Raw genomic sequence first — 16,546 nt, 5'->3', positions numbered from 1 at the left:
GGGTCCATCCTGACGCGATCGTGAAGCCGCGCGCTTGACGTCGCGCCGTTTACGCCTATACTAAACCATATGGTTAAGTTTAAAGACGAAACGCTGGACCGCACCTTTGCGGCCCTTTCCGATCCCACCCGCCGCGCCCTGCTGGCGCGGCTCGGCGAGCAGGACAGCCTGTCGGTGAGCGAGCTGGCGCAGCCGTTCGCGATGTCGTTGCCGGCGATCATGAAGCATCTCGACGTGCTCACCGATGCGGGTCTCGTCGCGCGCGAAAAGACCGGCCGCACGGTGGCGTGCCGGCTCACCGCGCGGCCGATGGAGCAGGCGATGAACTGGCTCAATCGCTACGCGCAATTCTGGTCCGACAACCTCGACCGCCTTGCCGCTTTTGTGGAGGAAGATCCATGGCAAACAAATCCGCAGTCGCCGCCGACGCCGGCCTCGCCGCGCGCCCAAGCCTCACCCTCACGCGGCGGCTCCGCGCGCGGCCGGAAAAAGTCTACGCCGCGTGGACCGAGCCGGAAAATCTAGCGCAGTGGTTCGGACCGGGTGGAGTCAAGCCGGCTACGACGCGCGCGGAGCTCGATGTCCGCGTCGGCGGACGCTATCGCATCGGATTCATCGGCACGAACGGCGAATATCACGAGGTCGGCGGCGTCTATCGTGAGGTGGTGCCGAACGAGAAGCTGGTGTTCAGCTGGGCCTGGCATTCGACGCCCGAGCGCGAATCCGAGGTGACGATATCGATCAAGCCCGATGCCGGCGGCACGCTGCTCACCTTCCATCACGCGCAGTTCGTCGATGAGACCGCCCGCGACAACCACCAGCGCGGCTGGACCGCATTCCTCGGCAATCTGGAAAGCTTTGTCGACGCCTGATCTGCAAAGGAGCATCCCATGCAACAGCACAAGATCGCTTCGCGCGAAGAATGGATCGCAGCCCGCAAGGCGCTGATGATCGGCGAGAAGGAGTTGACCCAGGCCCGCGAAGCGCTGAGCCGGCAGCGCCGCGAACTGCCCTGGGTCAAGGTCGACAAGGACTATGTCTTCGACGGCCCCGGCGGCACAATGACCCTCGGCGATCTCTTCAAGGGCAGGCCGCAGCTCGTGGTGCAGCACGTGATGTTTGCGCCGGAATGGGACGCGGCGTGCAAGAACTGCTCGTTCTGGGCCGACGGCTTCGAGCGTATGGTTCCGCATCTGGCCGCGCGCGACACCACGATGATCGCGGTCTCGCGGGCGCCGCTCGCCAAGCTCGACGCATTCAAGGCCCGGATGGGCTGGACCTTCGACTGGGTCTCCTCGGGAGAGAGCGACTTCAACTACGATTACGGCGTCTCGTTCACGCAAGCGCAGATCGATGCGGGGACCGCGGAGTACAATTATGGAACGACCCCGCTCTACGGTCCCGAACTGCCCGGCATCAGCGTGTTCTGTCGCGACAAGCAGGGAAGCGTGTTCCACACCTACTCGACCTTCGCGCGCGGCCTCGACATGATGAATGCCGCCTATCACTACCTCGACCTGACGCCGCTCGGCCGCCACGAGGAAGGATTGCCCTATCCGATGGACTGGGTGCGGCTACGTGACCAGTACCAACCGACGCCGGTTCAGGCATCCTGCTGTCACTCCTGATCGTCATTGCGAGGGGTTCGCGGCAAAATTGCAGAGCAATTTTTGCGCGCAAGCGACGAAGCAATCCATTCCTCGGCGTTTGGAGAGATGGATTGCTTTGCTGACGCTCGCAATGACAGGGAGCCCAAACAACAGGAATCGCCCATGCCCTACGTCGATGGATTCATCGTCGCCGTGCCGAAGAAGAAGCTCAAAGCCTATGCGCAGCTCTCGAAGAAGGCCGGCAAGGTCTGGCGCGAGTATGGCGCGCTGGATTATCGCGAGTGGGTCGCCGACGACGTCAAGCCGGGCAAGCTGACCTCATTTCCGCAGAGCGTGAAACTGAAGGCCGGCGAAACCGTCGTGTTCGCCTGGATCACCTACAAGTCGCGCGCCCAGCGCGACAGGATCAACGCCAGGGTGATGGCCGATCCGCGCCTGGCGTCGATGGGCACGGGCGATGTGCCGTTCGACGCCAAGCGGATGATCTATGGCGGCTTCGCCAGCCTCGTGAAGGTTTGACGCGGCACGGTTTCGCCGCAATCCGCGCAGTAACCGGCCGTTAAACATCACGCTCGGCAGGCGGCGCGATGCCGCTTGTGTTTACTTGGTGATCCCGTATACTTTGCAATACAAAGTTCGGGCGAATCATGCGTGACCTCGACAAGGCGTTGGCCGATATCCTCGCGATCCGCAGCCAGATTGCGGCCGGAACGGCGTTTCGCGGCTACGGTCCGGCGACCGTCGCTGCCACCAGCGGCATCGCGCTCATTACGGCGCTTGCGCAATATCTCTGGCTCGCCGATCCCACCGCTCATCCGATCGCGTTCCTCGCAGGCTGGGCGGCGGCCGCGTTGGTCTCCGCCGTGTTGATCTGGATCGAGATGCAGGCGCGCTCGCGGCGGCATCATTCCGGTCTTGCGGACGCGATGGTCCAACAGGCGATCGAGCAGTTCGTTCCGGCTGTTATCGCCGGCGTGCTGCTCGCTGTCCTGCAATGGAAGTTCGCGCCCGAGACGCTGTGGATGCTGCCGGGTCTGTGGCAGGTGCTGGTCAGCCTCGGCGTGTTCGCCTCGGTCCGCCTGCTGCCGCGCACGATCGCGCTTGGCGGCGCATGGTATTTCCTGTCGGGCTTCACGGTGCTGCTGATCGCAAGCCAGAGCCACGCGCTGTCGCCCTGGACCATGGGACTGCCATTCGCGATCGGCCAGTTGCTGCTCGCAGCGCTGCTTTATTTCGCTTCCGGAGGCCATGATGCCGAAGACTGACCTGACCACCGCGCCATTTGCCTATGACGGCCTCGACCGCGTCATCCACGAGAAGGCGCGGCTCGGCCTGTTGACCTCGCTGATGGCGCATCCGAAGGGGCTCGCCTTTGCCGATCTCAAGCAGCTCTGCGGCCTGACCGACGGCAATCTCAGCCGGCACCTGCACGTGCTGCAGGAGGCCGGTCTCGTCGACGTCATCAAGGGCTATGAAGGCAATCGTCCGCACACCACCTGCCGCCTGACCAAGAGCGGCCGCCGCCGCTTCCTCGACTATCTCGCCGTGCTCGAGCAGCTGGTGCGTGACGCGGCCAGGGCTGCCGGCACGGCAGACAAGGCCGGCGGCAAGGCTGAGAAGGTCGCCGGCAAGGACGACGTCGCAGCTGGCCGCCTCGGTATCCAGCCGGTTTGAATCATCCCATTTTGTCCGGAGACTTTGTGATGCAAAGTAACGTCGCGCTCAAGCCGGAAGCCGCCATCAGGCTCCATGTCGGCATCATCATGGACGGCAATGGCCGCTGGGCGACGCGGCGCGGCCTGTCGCGCCTGCGCGGACACGAGGCCGGCGTCGAGGCGATCCGTCGCATCGTCGAGGCCGCACCGGACCAGGGCGTCGGCACGCTGACGCTCTACGCCTTCTCGAGCGACAATTGGCGCCGTCCGAAGGCCGAGGTCGCGGCACTGATGGGGCTGCTGCGGTTCTATCTCGCCAACGAGATCGCCGCGCTCGTGCGCAACGGCGTTCGGCTCACCGTGATCGGCCGCCGCGACCGGCTGCCCGACGGCATCGCCGCAGCGATCACGCGCGCGGAGGCCGAAACCGCCGGCGGCACCACGCTGCATCTGCGCATCGCGATCGATTATTCGGCGCGCGACGCCATCCTGAACGCCGCCGCGCGCGCGGCCGGCGCCGGCGAGCTGAGCCGCGAGACTTTCGCCGATCTCATCACCGGCGAGGCCGGACTGCGCGACGTCGATCTGATCATCCGTACCTCGGGCGAGAAGCGGCTGTCGGACTTCCTGCTCTGGGAGGGCGCCTATGCCGAGCTGCATTTCACCGAGCGGATGTGGCCCGAATTCGATGCCGACGATCTCGCCGACGCACTCGGCTCCTTCCATCGCCGCGAGCGCCGCTTCGGCGGACTGACCGCGATCGCGCCGGCGGAAGTGCCGAACCTCTAGCGCGTCAAGCCGCGCCAACTGCACTCTTCCTAAAGCCTGGCCGGGGGGTTGGGCTCTCTCTCTCAAGATGCGGGGACGAACGATCACGCCAACCAAAGCGGGAGCGATCATCCATGCGCATTCTTCTCATCAACGTGCCGCATCCGGCGATCGGCAGCCGGATCCCTGACGACCATCTGCCGCCACTCGGCCTGTTGTCGATCGGCGGGCCGCTGATCGATGACGGCCATGACGTCCGTCTCATCGATGCCGAGTTCGGACCGATGCCGGTCGAAGCCATCGTGGCGGAGGCATCGAGATTTGCACCGGACGCGGTGCTGTTCGGTCATTCCGGCTCGACGTCGAGCCATCCGGTCATCGCCGAGGTGGCGCAGGCGGTCGTCAAGGCCGTGCCCGGTGTGCGGATCGTCTATGGCGGCGTGTTTCCGACCTATCACTGGCGCGACATCCTGCGCGAGGAGCGTTACGTCACCGCGATCGTGCGCGGCGAGGGCGAAGAGACCGCACGGCGTCTGATGCGGGCGCTGGAGGCCGACGAGGATCTGCGCATCATCAACGGCATCGCATTCCGCGACGATTATGGGCCGCGCGTCACGCCGCCTGCGCTCGTCATCCGTGATCTCGATGCCTATCGCATAGGCTGGGAATTGATCGATCACGCGCGCTACAGCTATTGGGGCGGGCTGCGCGCCGTCGTCGTGCAGTTCTCGCGCGGCTGTCCGCATCTTTGCGATTACTGCGGCCAGCGCGGCTTCTGGACGCGATGGCGGCACCGCGATCCCGTACGCTTCGCGAAGGAGCTGGCGCGGCTCCATCGCGAGCACGGCGTCAAGGTGATCAATTTCGCCGACGAGAATCCGACCGTCTCGAAGAAGGCGTGGCGGGTCTTTCTCGAGGCCTTGATCGCGGAGGATGTCGATCTGATCCTGGTCGGCTCGACCCGCGCCGACGACATCGTGCGCGACGCCGACATCCTTCATCTCTACAAGAAAGCGGGCTGGCAGCGCTTCCTGCTCGGCATGGAGAATACCGACGAGAAGACGCTGGAGCTGATCCGCAAGGGCGCGACCACCACGATCGATCGCGAGGCCATCCGCTTGATGCGCCGGCACGGCATCCTGTCGATGGCGACCTGGGTGGTCGGCTTCGAGGAGGAGACCGATCGCGATCATTGGCGCGGCCTCAGGCAGCTGTTGTCCTATGATCCCGACCAGATCTAGATGCTGTACGTCACGCCGCATCGCTGGACGCCGTATTTCCGTCTCGCGGCGGAGCGACGCGTCATCCAGACCGATCGCAGGCTCTGGGACTACAAGCATCAGGTGTTGGCGACCCGGCACATGCCGCCATGGCGCGTGCTGCTCTGGTTCAAGTTCACCGAGATGGTGCTGCAATGCCGCCCGAAGGCGCTGCTCCGCGTGCTGCTTCACCGCGACGCCGGACTTCGTCACGCGATGCGCTGGTACACGCAGATGGGCCGCCGGGTCTGGCCGCATGAAATTCTCGGCTTCCTGCGCGACAAAAGACTGACGCACGGGCCAACCGTGCAGGAATTTTGGGGCGCGCCGCAGGATATGGAGGAGGAATCGATGTCGTCGCACCGGCCCGAGCGCCGCGTCGGCACATCACGCGCAGCGTAAGTCGATACCGTCTTGCCGGGTTCTGGATAACTGGCGCTGATGACTGGACGCCTGAGTCATCAGCGCGATAATTTCCAGGTCGGCTGCGCAGAACAAAAAGAACCGTGGCGGTCGAGGCGTCGAGTTGAGCATACAGGTTGCGATCTTAAAAATATTGGTCAGTCACGTCGGCGGCAAAGCCACACTCGATTCACTCAAGCACGATCTCGCAATCCTCTCGTCGAGCGGCGACGATTGGCATGCGCGGATCAAACGTCTGGCGTCGCGGGTTCCCGAACTCGACATCTTTAGCAATCGCTATGTGGTGCGTGACGTCGAAGGCTGGGAGATCACATCGGCCGGTCGTGAGTTCCTGCGTGCACTGGAAGCGATCACGCAGGACAATCTGCCGTCCGCGCAATCGGCCGAGACCGCGATCCGCGCCGAGGGCAAGCTGATCGTGGTCGGTCACCGCTTCAAAAGCCGGGTGCGGCCACAGCGTGATCCCGAACAGAGCACATTGGCGCGCCGCCGGCCGATCCGCGAGCCGCATTGAACCTCACTGCGCGGCACGCGACCTACCTTCGGGACGTGGCTCCGGAGGTCGCAGATGACTGCTTTGACACAATCGATCGCACGCGCGTTTCCGGCCAATTCGCTTCGGAACAGCATTGCCCGGCATGTCCTGCTGTTCGCCTTGGCGGTCCTGTTCGTCGCGGCGCTCGGGGCAAGCTACGGCCTCGATCTCAGCGCCGGCTTCTTCTGAGGCATGATCCGGAAAACCGCTTCGCACTGTTCCGGATCATACTCTGCGCAGTCGTTTTCGGCGCCGAAACCCGCTAGGTTCCGTCTGACGAAACGGACCAAAGCGAAACCCGATGCCGCAGCCTTCCGACACCGCCGCCATCACCCTAGCCGACATACGCCGTGCCGCGGGTGTGATCCGGGATGCGGTTATGGTCACGGCCTGCAACGAGAGCCGCACGCTGGGCGAGATCTGCGGCTGCCGCCTGTTCCTCAAATTCGAGAACCTGCAATTCACCGCGACCTTCAAGGAGCGCGGCGCGCTGAATCGCTTGCAGGCGCTGTCGCCCGAGGAACGCAAGCGCGGCGTGATTGCGATGTCGGCCGGCAATCACGCCCAGGGCGTGGCCTATCACGCCAAGCGGCTCGGCATCCCCGCCACCATCGTGATGCCGATCGGCACGCCGATGGTGAAGATCGAGAACACCAGGCGGCACGGCGCCGAGGTCATCATCACCGGGCAGACGCTGGAAGAATGCTTCGCGTTCGTCGGCTCGCATGCCGCGCAGAAGGGCCTGATCCTGATCCATCCCTATGACGATCCGCTGATCATCGCCGGACAAGGCACGATCGGACTTGAAATGCTCGCGGCGGTGCCGGAGCTCGATATCCTGGTGGTGCCGATCGGCGGCGGCGGGCTGATCTCGGGCATTGCCACCGCCGCGAAGGCGCTGAAGCCGTCGATCCAGGTCGTCGGCGTGCAGGCCCAGCTCTATCCGTCAATGTACAATGCGATCAAAGGCGAACAGCTGCCGATGCGCGGCGACACGCTCGCCGAGGGCATTGCGGTTAAGGCGCCCGGGCAGATCACCACGAAAATCGTCCGCCAGCTCGTCGACGACATCATCCTGGTCAGCGAGGATCAGATCGAGCGCGCGGTCGCGACCCTCATCTCGATCGAGAAGACGGTGGTCGAAGGCGCCGGCGCCGCCGGCCTCGCCGCCGTGCTCGCGGCACCGGCGCGCTTTGTCGGCCGCAATGTCGGCCTGGTGCTGACCGGCGGCAATATCGACACCAGGCTGATCGCCTCGGTCCTGACTCGCGAGCTCGCGCGCGAGGGGCGGCTGACCCAACTGGCGCTCGACATCGTCGACCGGCCCGGACAGCTCGCGGCGGTGTCGATCCTGCTTGCCGATGCCGGCGCCAACATCATCGAGGTCTCGCATCAGCGTACCTTCTCCGATCTTCCGGCGAAGGCGACGCTGCTCGAGCTCGTGATCGAAACCCGCGACCGCGCGCACCTGGAAGAGGTGCTGGCAAGACTCGGCGCTGAAGGGTTCGCGGTGCGTGAAACTTAGCAGCGTGATCCGCACCTGATCCGTCGTCCTGAGGAGGCCGCAACGCGGCCGTCTCGAAGGATGAATCGGCCACCAGCCGGGCCGTCGATCCTTCGAGACGCGCAAGGGCGCGCTCCTCAGGATGACGGATTTCAACGGGCGAACTAACCTTCGTTGTCGCCCGCCGCCAGCTCGGCCAGCTTCGCGATGGTGTTGATGTTGCGCGCGGTGCCGGTGGCTGCGGCGGGGATCTTCAGCTTCGAGCGGCCCATGCCGCTGCCATAGGCGACATAGATCTCGCGCTTGCCGAGCCGCACCTGTTCGTCCTGCTGGCCCTTGATGTCCTTCAAGGCGTCCTTCGGCGGCGGCTCGTCGAGGAAGATCGCGACAGTATAGTTCGGCGGCGCCTTCGGAAACGGATTGGCCTTCAGCACCGCGGCGATCTCGTCCGCGCTGCGGACGACGACGCCGACCGGCTTGCCGGCATAGGCCTGCAGCCGCCGCTCCAGCGCGGCCTTGACCTTGGCCGCGCCGAGCTTCGAGGAGAACACGAGATTGCCGCTGGCGATATAGGTCTGCGCGTCGGCAAATCCTTCATCGATGCACATCGCCTTCAACTCGGTCATCGGCAGCTTGCCGGTGCCGCCGACATTGACCGCGCGCAGCAGGGCGACGTAACGCGGCATCGACTAGCCGTCGGCTTGCTTCTTCGCGGGCTTCCTGGCCGGCGGCGGCTCTTCCATCGCCTTCTTCATGGCGCGGGCATAGGCGTCGGCGGCGTTCTCGGCCGAATTCTGCAACCGCTTGGCGGTCGCGGTTGCGTTCAGCATCGTGCTCTTGGCCAGGAAGCGGAAGCGCGCCTTGGCCTCCTTGTCCTTGGCCTTACCCGCGCGCGCGACCCAGACGGCCTGACGTTTCCTGGCAGCCGCCATCACGGCCTTGGTCTGCGCTTTTGCGGTTTGCCGGATGACGGCGTCGAGGTCGGCTTCGGCCATTCAGATGCACTCATTGACTGGACATGCGCCGGAGCGGGCGCGGAGGGAGGGGAGCTACCCCTAGCGTACCCGGTGCCGTTTGAACATGCGATCCTTTTACGATGTCCCTGAGGATCGGATCGATCCTGTACCGAGGATCGCGCGGCGTGCGCTAGTCTCCTGACGACCCGGGCGGCACCTTCGCGCCGGCGAGCAGTCCGGCCAGCTCCACCTGCCGGCCCAGTCCGGTCTTGGCCAGCACCGCCTTGAGCTGGTTGCGCACCGTTTCGCGGGAGATGCCGAATGCGCCGGCGATGGCCTCGACGGTGCGTCCTTCGCCAATGCCGCGCGCAACGCGCGCCTCCGCCGGCGTCAGGTCGAACAGGCCCTGCAGCACTTCCGCGGTCGGCACTTCGGCCGGTACCACCGGCGTCACGATCACGATCGCCGCCGCGCGGTCGAACAGGTCGCGCGCCGCGCCGTGGATCGGGACCAGATGCACGATCAGCGGCGGCCGATCCTCCTGCGCCGCGATCGGCACCGAGCGCACCTCCACGCCGATCAGTCCCTGATCAAGCGCCGCCAGCGCCTGGGCGAACAGCGTGTCGGCAGTGGTCGCCGCCAGCGTCAGGCGCTCGCCGCGATCCTGCATCACGTCGGGCACCAGGCGGTCGAACAGCGTGTTGGCCGCCATCAGACGGCCGCCGCGGCGCAGCACTGCCGCGGGCAGGCCGAGCATCGCCAGCGATTCGGTTGCCGCCCTGGCGCGCTCCATCCCGAGCCGCGCCGACAGCAGCGCGGCACGCGCCAGATGCGGCCGCAGCGCGTCGAGCTGCTCGATTGCTTCCCGCTCAATCGGCCCGTGCTGGTATTCGCGCTCGACGCTGTAGATCAGCACGTCGCCGCTCGGCACCGGGATCGCAGTACCGGCGCCCCATCCGAGCCCGCGCGGGCGGAAGAATTCGCGGATCTGGAAATCCTGCTGCACCTCCTCGGGCGTGTCGAACACGTCGATGTCGCGCAGGAAGCCGGCATGGTTGGCCGCGAGCAGGCGCGGCAATCGCCCGTTGCGCTCGTGCCAGCCGCCTTCGACATAGGCCACTGTGTCGTCGTGCATGTCGGGGGACGCGACCCAGCGGACGTCGTGCGGGGCCGCCGTCAGCAGCACGATACCGCGCGCACGCGCGATGGCACCGACCTGATGCAGGACATTCGGCCACAATTCGGGGACGACCGCGGCCTCATAGGCCAGTTCAATCAGATGCTCGTGCAGGTCGTTCGCCATCGGTCATTCCAAAAACCGTTGTTGCCCCATAGATAAACCCGGCGACCCCGGAAATATTGCGTAGAGTAATTCGGCCCAATCCACGAGTCCGGGCTATTCCGGTGCGCGTTCACGCGCATCAGGGGGAATTACGACGTTTTCGCCGCTCTTCTTCGCGATTCGTGCGCGCGCGTGGGGCCTCGCTCGGTCGGCTGCGACCCGGCGCGCGGCCGCCGGCGTCCGGACGACGAATTCGAGGGCCGATGCCAGGTCGGCGGGTCAAGCCCAAGGCTTGATAGAGACTTGATGAAGACTCGACGATGGGGGCCCGACGATCATCGCCGCGTGTGGCGAAATCGAAGCTGCGTGACAGGCGGAAATATTCCGAAGCATCCCGAAACCTGAAAGGCGCTGCGCCAGACCAGCCGGCGTCACCCATTTGCAACGCTGCACGCGATCGTTCGCGCATGAACATCCTTTAATTTGTATCCGCGCAATCCGTAGCGCCAGCTAGGGCATGATCCGGAAAAGTACGCAGCGGTTTTCCGAAGACGATCATGCCGAAGGGGCGGTCCAAAGCGCGATGACGATTCAAACCTGGTCTCATCAGCCACCTCTGACATTCATGCGAGCCATCGTCGGCTCGGGGAGAGCCGATTGATCAGCCGCAGGGCGCTTTCCGGATTGTTGATGACGCTGGTCGGCCCCTCGTCGCGGGCCGGCAACGACCGGCTGGCGCTGGACCATTGCCAGGGATCATGCGCGAATGTCGACTTGCCGACTCTCGGCTACGATCAGTTCTGCCGGTCGTTGTTCGATATCGCGGCAAGCGGGAAGCTGCACGCGGTCGCAACCGGGTCGGAGATTCGCCGAGAGATGCGATCTTTGTTCCGGGCGCGGCGGCTTTATCGGCCGTCGCACGACGGGATTCGGGTTCACTGGCGCGCGCCCGCGGATGGTTTCTCGGTCGTGAAGGTCGAGTTCGATCTGGAATGCGGCGTGCCGGTGCGCGGATGTCTCGGAATTCCCGACGGAGAATTCAAGGGATTGATCCTGCTCGGCCACGGCATGGCGAGCACGCCGGAGCGCTGCTTCGACGATGCCGATAAGGACTACATGAACGCGCTCGGCAAACGGCTATGTCGGGACGGTTATGTCGTCTGGTGTCCTTACATCGTTCAGATCGGAAATCAGGAGAGCCAGAACAACATCGCCGCGATGCTGGCATCCCACGGCGTCTCCGCCCACAACGTGTCATGCGCTTCGCTCGACGCCGGTGAAATCGTTTGCCGGAAGCTCACCGGCGCGTCGGGACTGAACGTCGGCGTGTACGGCGTGTCGTGGGGCGCCTTTCTCGCGCTCCATCTGGAAGCTGCGACGGGGCGGATGCGGCCGACTGTCGTGTCCGGATACATGCGCGACGAAAAGAGCTTCTTGACGTCGCCCGTGATCAGCAAGAATCTCGGCGTCGAACTTGCGGCCTACATTCATTTCAGCAACGGCCGCGCCAAGTACACCGGCGCGGAGCTGGCGTACCTGCTCTGCCCGTGCCCGCTGTTCGTCGAGATCGGGAGCCGTGACGCAGCAAACGCCGTGGAACTTGGGCGCGATGAGAAGTTTTCGCAAATGCAGTCGATCTACGCATCGTCAGGCCATCCACATTTGATCGACATGGACGTCTTTGACGGTGTGCACGAGGTCAGCGGCAAGCGCGCACGACCATGGCTATCCGAACATCTGGCGTCGCCAGCCTATCAAGACACCGCTCGCTTGAAGAACGCCATTGCGTTGTGAGCGCATGGTCCGCGGCCGCGTCCGATCCGTCGCGACCTCGCGCAGAGCTGATCTCGACCATACCGAGGTAGCGCTCGCCTGCATCACATTGCTGGGAGTTTTCGGTGTCCGCGGCATGCCCCGCACTGAACGGCGGTCGCAATCGCGGTGCGATCGCAGCGCCGCGACGTTTCTTAAAACTGTCTTCAGCCGAGATCGCTGGAACAAGGTCGATCAGGTTACAGGATTGTCGGATTGGCCGCGTTATGATCTGCTGCAATGCACCTGCCCATCCTGACCTTCGGGTCTGAGGGAACTCGACGTCATATCCGTCTCGTAGCGTCTGTTGGTAGCCGAAGGGTTGGACTGCATGAGTGGTACGGAACGCGTGCTCGGTGGCTTGGCAGGGGTTCTCGTATCGGCGGGGTTGGTGGCGGCGGGAGTATCGGCGGCCCATGCCCAGGCGGGGCCGTCCGGGCCTCCTGCCGTGGGCGTGTTCGAGGCGGTGAAGCGGCCGGTCACCGAAACCAATGAATTTCTTGGGCGCATCGAAGCCCCCAACCGCGTCAACGTGGTGGCGCGCGTCACGGCGTTCCTGGACAAGCGGAACTTCGTCGAGGGTGCCGAGGTCAAGGCTGGTGATCTCCTGTATCAACTCGAGCGCGGCCCGTTCGAGGCTGATCTCGCATCGAAGAAGGCGCAGGTCGCCCAATTGCAGGCGACGCTGGTCAACGCGAAGCTGACCACCGATCGCGCCAAGGCGCTGATGGGCGGCCCGGCCGGCCAGCAATCCAATGTTGATGCGGCGGTCGCCAACCAGCAGAGCCTCGAGGCGCAGGTGCAGGCCGCGCAGGCGCAGGTCGACCTCTCCCAGATCAATCTCGACTACACCATGATCCACTCGCCGATCGACGGCAGGATCGGTCGCACCGCGGTTACCGAGGGCAACGTCGTGACGCCGAGCTCGGGAATCCTGACGACCATCGTCAGCCAGGACCCGATGTACGTCACCTTTCCCGTGCCGGTGTGCGAGGCGCTCGATCTGCGCGACCGCTATGCGACGCGCGGCGGTTTCAAGGCCGTCGTCATCCGCCTGCGCCTGCCGGACGGCCGGCTCTACGACAAGACCGGTGAGCTGAACTTCGTCAACAACACGATCGCGCAGAATACCGACACCATCTCCCTGCGCGGCGTCATCCCCAACCCGTCAACGTACACGTCCGTCGCAGCCGGCGGCTCGGTCCGCGAGCTGACCGACAATGAGTTCGTGACCGTTCTGCTCGAAGGCGTGCAGCCAGTTGAGGTGCTGGCGATCCCGCGTTCGGCGGTGCTGTCGGACCAGCAGGGCGAATATGTCTATGTCGTCGGCGCGGAGAACAAGGCCGAGCAAAGGCGGATCCAGCTTGGGCAATCGACCGCAACGATTGCGGCGGTGACGAGCGGCATCTCGCTGGGCGACAAGGTGGTCGTCGAGGGATTGCAGAAGGTCAAGCCGGGCGAGGTGGTGGCGCCGGGGCCTGTTAGCGCGCTGATCCAGTCGAGCATGAAGGTTTCGGCGGACGGCGGCGCCAGCGGCACGCCGAAATCGACGGGCAATAACCCATGATTTCCGCTGTCTTCGTCGATCGTCCGCGGCTTGCGATCGTCATCGCGTTCGTGATCACGATCGCGGGCGCGCTGGCGCTGATGCAGATTCCGGTCGCCCAGTTCCCGGACATCGTGCCGCCGCAGGTCACGGTCTCCGCCGTGTTCCCCGGCGCATCGGCTGAAGTGGTGGAATCGAGCGTCGCCCAGCCGCTGGAAGCGCAGGTCGTGGGCGTCGACAAGATGCTCTACATGAAGTCGACCAGCGGCAATGACGGCAGCTACACGCTGACGGTCTCCTTCGCGCTGGGCACCGACCCTGATATCAACACCGTCAACGTCAACAACCGCGTGCAGAGCGCGCTCGCGCAATTGCCGACCGAGGTGCAGGCGCAGGGCCTGACCGTGCAGAAGAAATCTTCGGCGGTGCTGCAATTCATCGTGCTGTACAGCAAGAGCGGCGAGCAGGACCCGCTGTTCATCACCAACTACGCCATCATCAACGTGCTGGACGCGATCTCGCGCACGCCTGGTGTCGGACAGGCCTCGCTGTTCGCAAAGCTGAACTACTCGATGCGGATCTGGTTCGACACCCAGCGTCTGACCAGCCTCAATCTGGCGCCGTCGGACGTGATCGCCGCGATCCGGGCGCAAAGCGTGCAGGCGCCGGTCGGCCGCATCGGCGCCCGTCCGATCAGCAATGACCAGCAGTTCCAGTTCAACGTGCAGACGCAGGGCCGCCTGACGACATCCAAGCAGTTCGGCGACATCGTGCTGCGGGCCAATCCGGATGGATCGGTGCTGCGGATCAGGGACGTCGCCCGCGTCGAGATCGGCGCGCAGAACATGGATTCGGAGTCGCGGATCGACGGCAATCCCGGCGTCCCGATGGGCATCTATCTTGCCCCCGGCGCCAATGCCGTGACCACGGCCAAGGCGGTGCAGGCCACGCTTGCGCGGCTGTCGGAGCGGTTTCCGCCGGGGCTGACCTACCTCGTGCAGTACGACTCCACCACCTTCGTGTCCGATACGATCAAGGAAGTGATGAAGACGCTCGGCGAGGCCTTCGTGCTCGTCGTGATCGTGGTGTTCCTGTTCCTCGGCAATCTGCGCGCCACGGTGATCCCGGCGGTCGCGGTTCCGGTCAGCCTGATCGGCGCCTTCGCGGTGCTGCTGGCGCTCGGCTATTCCGCTAATACGGTCTCGCTGCTGGCGATGGTGCTTGCGATCGGCATCGTGGTCGACGACGCCATCGTCGTGGTCGAGAACGTCGAGCGCGTCATGGAGGAGGAGCCGGAGCTGTCGCCGGCCGACGCCACCAAGAAGGCGATGGCGCAGATCACGGCGCCGATCATCGCGATCTCGCTGGTGCTGCTTTCGGTTTTCGTGCCGATCGCGTTCATCCCGGGCATTTCCGGCACGCTGTTCCGCCAGTTCGCGGTGACGATCAGCGCCGCGATGGTGATCTCGGCGCTGAATGCGCTGACCCTGTCGCCGGCACTGTGCGCCGTGTTCCTGCGCCATGGCGGGCCGCGCCGCGGCATCATGGGACGGGTGCTCGGCAGCATCGACTGGGTGCGCGACCGCTACGCCGGCGTGGTGCAACGGCTGGTTCGTGTGGCGGTGCTGTCGCTGGTCGCGGTGCTGGTGTTTGCCGGCGCGGTGTTCGGCGTGTCGAAAATCACGCCGACCGGCTTCCTGCCCGAGGAGGATCAGGGCGCCTTCTTCATCGCGGTGCAATTGCCCGACGGCGCGTCGGTGGCACGCACCAGCGAGGCCACCAAGCAGGTCGAGGCACTGTTGAAGGAGAATCCGGCGATCGACCATGTGCTGTCGATCATCGGTTTCTCGCTGCTCGACGGTGCCAGCGAGCCGAATTCGGCATTCATGGTGGCGCGCATGAAGGCGTTCGCCGACCGTAAGGCCGTCACCGACTCGGTGCAGGCGGCGATCGGGCAGACCTTCGTCGGGGGATCGCAGATCCGTCAGGCCTCGGTGCTGCCGTTCAACCTGCCGCCGATCATCGGGCTTTCGACATCCGGCGGCTTCGAGTATCAGCTCGAGGCGCTGGAAGGGCAGGATCCGGCTTCGCTCAGCAGCGTGATGGGCGGGCTGATCGGCGCGGCGAACCGCAATCCGAATCTGGCCCGCGTGTTCTCGACCTTCACCGCGACCAACCCGTCGGTCTATCTCGATATCGATCGCGCCAAGGCGCAGGCGCTCGGCCTCAACATGGCCGACGTCTTCACCGCGCTGCAGGCCACGCTCGGCGGCATCTACGTCAACAATTTCAACCTGTTTGGCCGTACCTGGCAGGTCAATGTCCAGGGTGACGCGGCCGACCGCCGCGACATCCCCGACATCTGGCAGATCTATGTGCGCAACAGCGGCGGCGAGATGGTGCCGATCCGCTCGATCGCGTCCTTGCGGATCGTGACCGGCCCGCAGGTGATCACGCGCTACAACAATTATCGTTCGGTTACCGTGAACGGCAGCCCGGCCGCAGGCGTGTCCTCGGGCACCGCGATCGCGACGATGGCCGACCTCTCCAAGTCGACGCTGCCTTCGGGCTATTCCTACGAATGGACCGGCACCGCCTATCAGGAGCAGGCGGCCTCCGGCCAGACCGGCATCATCCTCGGGCTCGCGGTGCTGTTCGCCTATCTGTTCCTGGTTGCGCTGTATGAGAGCTGGACAATCCCGATTCCCGTGCTGCTGTCGGTCACGGTCGGCGTGTTCGGTTCCTATCTTGCGATCAAGCTCGCGGGTCTGAACCTAGATCTCTACGGCCAGATCGGCCTCGTGGTGCTGATCGCGCTCGCCGCCAAGAACGGCATCCTGATCGTGGAATTTGCCAAGGAGCAGCGCGAGGCCGGCAGGCCGATCGCGGAAGCCGCGACGATGGGCGCGCAAATGCGCTTCCGCGCGGTCATGATGACCTCGATCGCCTTCATCCTCGGCCTGGTGCCGCTGGTGGTCGCGACCGGCGCTGCGGAAATCAGCCGCCGCGCGGTCGGCACCGCAGTGTTCGGCGGCATGCTCGCCGCAAGCTCGGTCGGCATCTTCCTGGTGCCGATGCTCTTCGTCACCTTCCAGGGCTGGCGCGAGGGCGCCAAGAACCGCTTTGGTCGTCGGGGCAAGGCGGAACAGCCAGCGTCGCATTGAGCTTAATCCCATCGCGCATTAGCGGGGCGCGT

15 protein-coding genes and 2 pseudogenes are annotated in these 16,546 nt (G+C 64.9%); 14 read left to right on the top strand and 3 right to left on the bottom strand.

All coding sequences use genetic code 11. The features are described 5' to 3' along the window. Window positions 1–69: 69 nt before the first annotated feature. The 11 genes and pseudogenes from E2I15_RS29295 to E2I15_RS29245 all read left to right on the top strand — a co-directional run bounded on the left by E2I15_RS29295 (window position 70) and on the right by E2I15_RS29245 (window position 7,775). Window positions 70–525 (top strand): ArsR/SmtB family transcription factor, encoded by a 456-nt coding sequence (locus E2I15_RS29295; RefSeq protein WP_137478472.1) that lies wholly within the window; start codon window positions 70–72, stop codon window positions 523–525. Further along, window positions 510–872, top strand: a pseudogene (locus E2I15_RS29290) (SRPBCC family protein); the annotation flags it as partial. The gene E2I15_RS29295 and the pseudogene E2I15_RS29290, both read left to right, overlap by 16 nt. 18 nt (window positions 873–890) lie before the next feature. Next, on the top strand, window positions 891–1,628 hold the full coding sequence (locus E2I15_RS29285) for a DUF899 domain-containing protein (protein ID WP_137478473.1): 738 nt from the start codon (window positions 891–893) through the stop codon (window positions 1,626–1,628). 144 nt (window positions 1,629–1,772) lie between these two features. Then, window positions 1,773–2,129, top strand: a complete 357-nt coding sequence (locus tag E2I15_RS29280) for a DUF1428 domain-containing protein (RefSeq protein ID WP_137478474.1) — start codon at window positions 1,773–1,775, stop codon at window positions 2,127–2,129. Window positions 2,130–2,257: 128 nt separating this feature from the next. Then, window positions 2,258–2,875, top strand: a complete 618-nt coding sequence (locus E2I15_RS29275) for a hypothetical protein (protein ID WP_028341412.1) — start codon at window positions 2,258–2,260, stop codon at window positions 2,873–2,875. Continuing rightward, complete coding sequence (locus E2I15_RS29270; RefSeq protein WP_170991476.1) at window positions 2,862–3,284, top strand: transcriptional regulator; 423 nt, start codon at window positions 2,862–2,864, stop codon at window positions 3,282–3,284. Before E2I15_RS29275 ends, E2I15_RS29270 begins: the two co-directional genes overlap by 14 nt. A 29-nt stretch (window positions 3,285–3,313) precedes the next feature. After that, complete coding sequence (locus tag E2I15_RS29265) at window positions 3,314–4,054, top strand: di-trans,poly-cis-decaprenylcistransferase (protein ID WP_018269238.1); 741 nt, start codon at window positions 3,314–3,316, stop codon at window positions 4,052–4,054. Window positions 4,055–4,167: 113 nt separating this feature from the next. After that, a pseudogene (bchE, locus tag E2I15_RS29260) lies at window positions 4,168–5,694 on the top strand (magnesium-protoporphyrin IX monomethyl ester anaerobic oxidative cyclase). A 124-nt stretch (window positions 5,695–5,818) separates the two neighbouring features. After that, window positions 5,819–6,229, top strand: coding sequence for an aminoacyl-tRNA deacylase (locus E2I15_RS29255; RefSeq protein ID WP_246668016.1), 411 nt, complete (start codon window positions 5,819–5,821; stop codon window positions 6,227–6,229). Window positions 6,230–6,283: 54 nt separating this feature from the next. After that, the gene (locus tag E2I15_RS29250; protein WP_246668017.1) at window positions 6,284–6,439 is read left to right on the top strand and encodes a response regulator; all 156 of its coding nucleotides are present in this window, start codon (window positions 6,284–6,286) and stop codon (window positions 6,437–6,439) included. A 112-nt stretch (window positions 6,440–6,551) separates the two neighbouring features. After that, on the top strand, window positions 6,552–7,775 hold the full coding sequence (locus tag E2I15_RS29245; protein WP_137478476.1) for a threonine ammonia-lyase: 1,224 nt from the start codon (window positions 6,552–6,554) through the stop codon (window positions 7,773–7,775). Window positions 7,776–7,918: 143 nt separating this feature from the next. Here E2I15_RS29245 and E2I15_RS29240 read toward each other — a convergent pair whose 3' ends face one another. The 3 genes from E2I15_RS29240 to E2I15_RS29230 form a co-directional block, all read right to left on the bottom strand. Further along, the gene (locus E2I15_RS29240; protein WP_137478477.1) at window positions 7,919–8,440 is read right to left on the bottom strand and encodes a DUF1697 domain-containing protein; all 522 of its coding nucleotides are present in this window, start codon (window positions 8,438–8,440) and stop codon (window positions 7,919–7,921) included. Window positions 8,441–8,443: 3 nt separating this feature from the next. Beyond that, window positions 8,444–8,749: a hypothetical protein gene (locus E2I15_RS29235; RefSeq protein ID WP_137478478.1), complete on the bottom strand. Its 306-nt coding sequence runs from the start codon at window positions 8,747–8,749 to the stop codon at window positions 8,444–8,446. A 151-nt stretch (window positions 8,750–8,900) separates the two neighbouring features. After that, window positions 8,901–10,013, bottom strand: coding sequence for a helix-turn-helix transcriptional regulator (locus E2I15_RS29230; RefSeq protein WP_038382539.1), 1,113 nt, complete (start codon window positions 10,011–10,013; stop codon window positions 8,901–8,903). Between the two features lie 669 nt (window positions 10,014–10,682). Between E2I15_RS29230 and E2I15_RS29225 the strand changes: the two genes are divergently transcribed. From E2I15_RS29225 to E2I15_RS29215, 3 genes are all read left to right on the top strand, one after another. Further along, on the top strand, window positions 10,683–11,786 hold the full coding sequence (locus E2I15_RS29225) for a hypothetical protein (RefSeq protein ID WP_155262622.1): 1,104 nt from the start codon (window positions 10,683–10,685) through the stop codon (window positions 11,784–11,786). Between the two features lie 349 nt (window positions 11,787–12,135). After that, the gene (locus E2I15_RS29220) at window positions 12,136–13,371 is read left to right on the top strand and encodes an efflux RND transporter periplasmic adaptor subunit (protein WP_246668018.1); all 1,236 of its coding nucleotides are present in this window, start codon (window positions 12,136–12,138) and stop codon (window positions 13,369–13,371) included. Then, window positions 13,368–16,514 (top strand): efflux RND transporter permease subunit, encoded by a 3,147-nt coding sequence (locus E2I15_RS29215; protein WP_137478480.1) that lies wholly within the window; start codon window positions 13,368–13,370, stop codon window positions 16,512–16,514. The genes E2I15_RS29220 and E2I15_RS29215 overlap by 4 nt, the downstream gene beginning before the upstream one ends. Window positions 16,515–16,546 lie beyond the last annotated feature (32 nt).

The organism is Bradyrhizobium sp. BR2003 (genome assembly GCF_009720285.1).
Classification (GTDB): domain Bacteria; phylum Pseudomonadota; class Alphaproteobacteria; order Rhizobiales; family Xanthobacteraceae; genus Bradyrhizobium; species Bradyrhizobium elkanii.
The sequence above is the reverse complement of the archived record's forward strand: the minus strand, read 5'-3'. Positions and strand labels throughout refer to the sequence as shown.

Coding starts and splice junctions, on each gene's coding strand:
- E2I15_RS29295 (WP_137478472.1), top strand. CDS start 70: ATGGTTAAGTTTAAAGACGAAACGCTGGACCGCACCTTTGCGGCCCTT.
- E2I15_RS29285 (WP_137478473.1), top strand. CDS start 891: ATGCAACAGCACAAGATCGCTTCGCGCGAAGAATGGATCGCAGCCCGC.
- E2I15_RS29280 (WP_137478474.1), top strand. CDS start 1,773: ATGCCCTACGTCGATGGATTCATCGTCGCCGTGCCGAAGAAGAAGCTC.
- E2I15_RS29275 (WP_028341412.1), top strand. CDS start 2,258: ATGCGTGACCTCGACAAGGCGTTGGCCGATATCCTCGCGATCCGCAGC.
- E2I15_RS29270 (WP_170991476.1), top strand. CDS start 2,862: ATGCCGAAGACTGACCTGACCACCGCGCCATTTGCCTATGACGGCCTC.
- E2I15_RS29265 (WP_018269238.1), top strand. CDS start 3,314: ATGCAAAGTAACGTCGCGCTCAAGCCGGAAGCCGCCATCAGGCTCCAT.
- E2I15_RS29250 (WP_246668017.1), top strand. CDS start 6,284: ATGACTGCTTTGACACAATCGATCGCACGCGCGTTTCCGGCCAATTCG.
- E2I15_RS29245 (WP_137478476.1), top strand. CDS start 6,552: ATGCCGCAGCCTTCCGACACCGCCGCCATCACCCTAGCCGACATACGC.
- E2I15_RS29240 (WP_137478477.1), bottom strand. CDS start 8,440: ATGCCGCGTTACGTCGCCCTGCTGCGCGCGGTCAATGTCGGCGGCACC.
- E2I15_RS29235 (WP_137478478.1), bottom strand. CDS start 8,749: ATGGCCGAAGCCGACCTCGACGCCGTCATCCGGCAAACCGCAAAAGCG.
- E2I15_RS29230 (WP_038382539.1), bottom strand. CDS start 10,013: ATGGCGAACGACCTGCACGAGCATCTGATTGAACTGGCCTATGAGGCC.
- E2I15_RS29225 (WP_155262622.1), top strand. CDS start 10,683: ATGACGCTGGTCGGCCCCTCGTCGCGGGCCGGCAACGACCGGCTGGCG.
- E2I15_RS29220 (WP_246668018.1), top strand. CDS start 12,136: ATGAGTGGTACGGAACGCGTGCTCGGTGGCTTGGCAGGGGTTCTCGTA.
- E2I15_RS29215 (WP_137478480.1), top strand. CDS start 13,368: ATGATTTCCGCTGTCTTCGTCGATCGTCCGCGGCTTGCGATCGTCATC.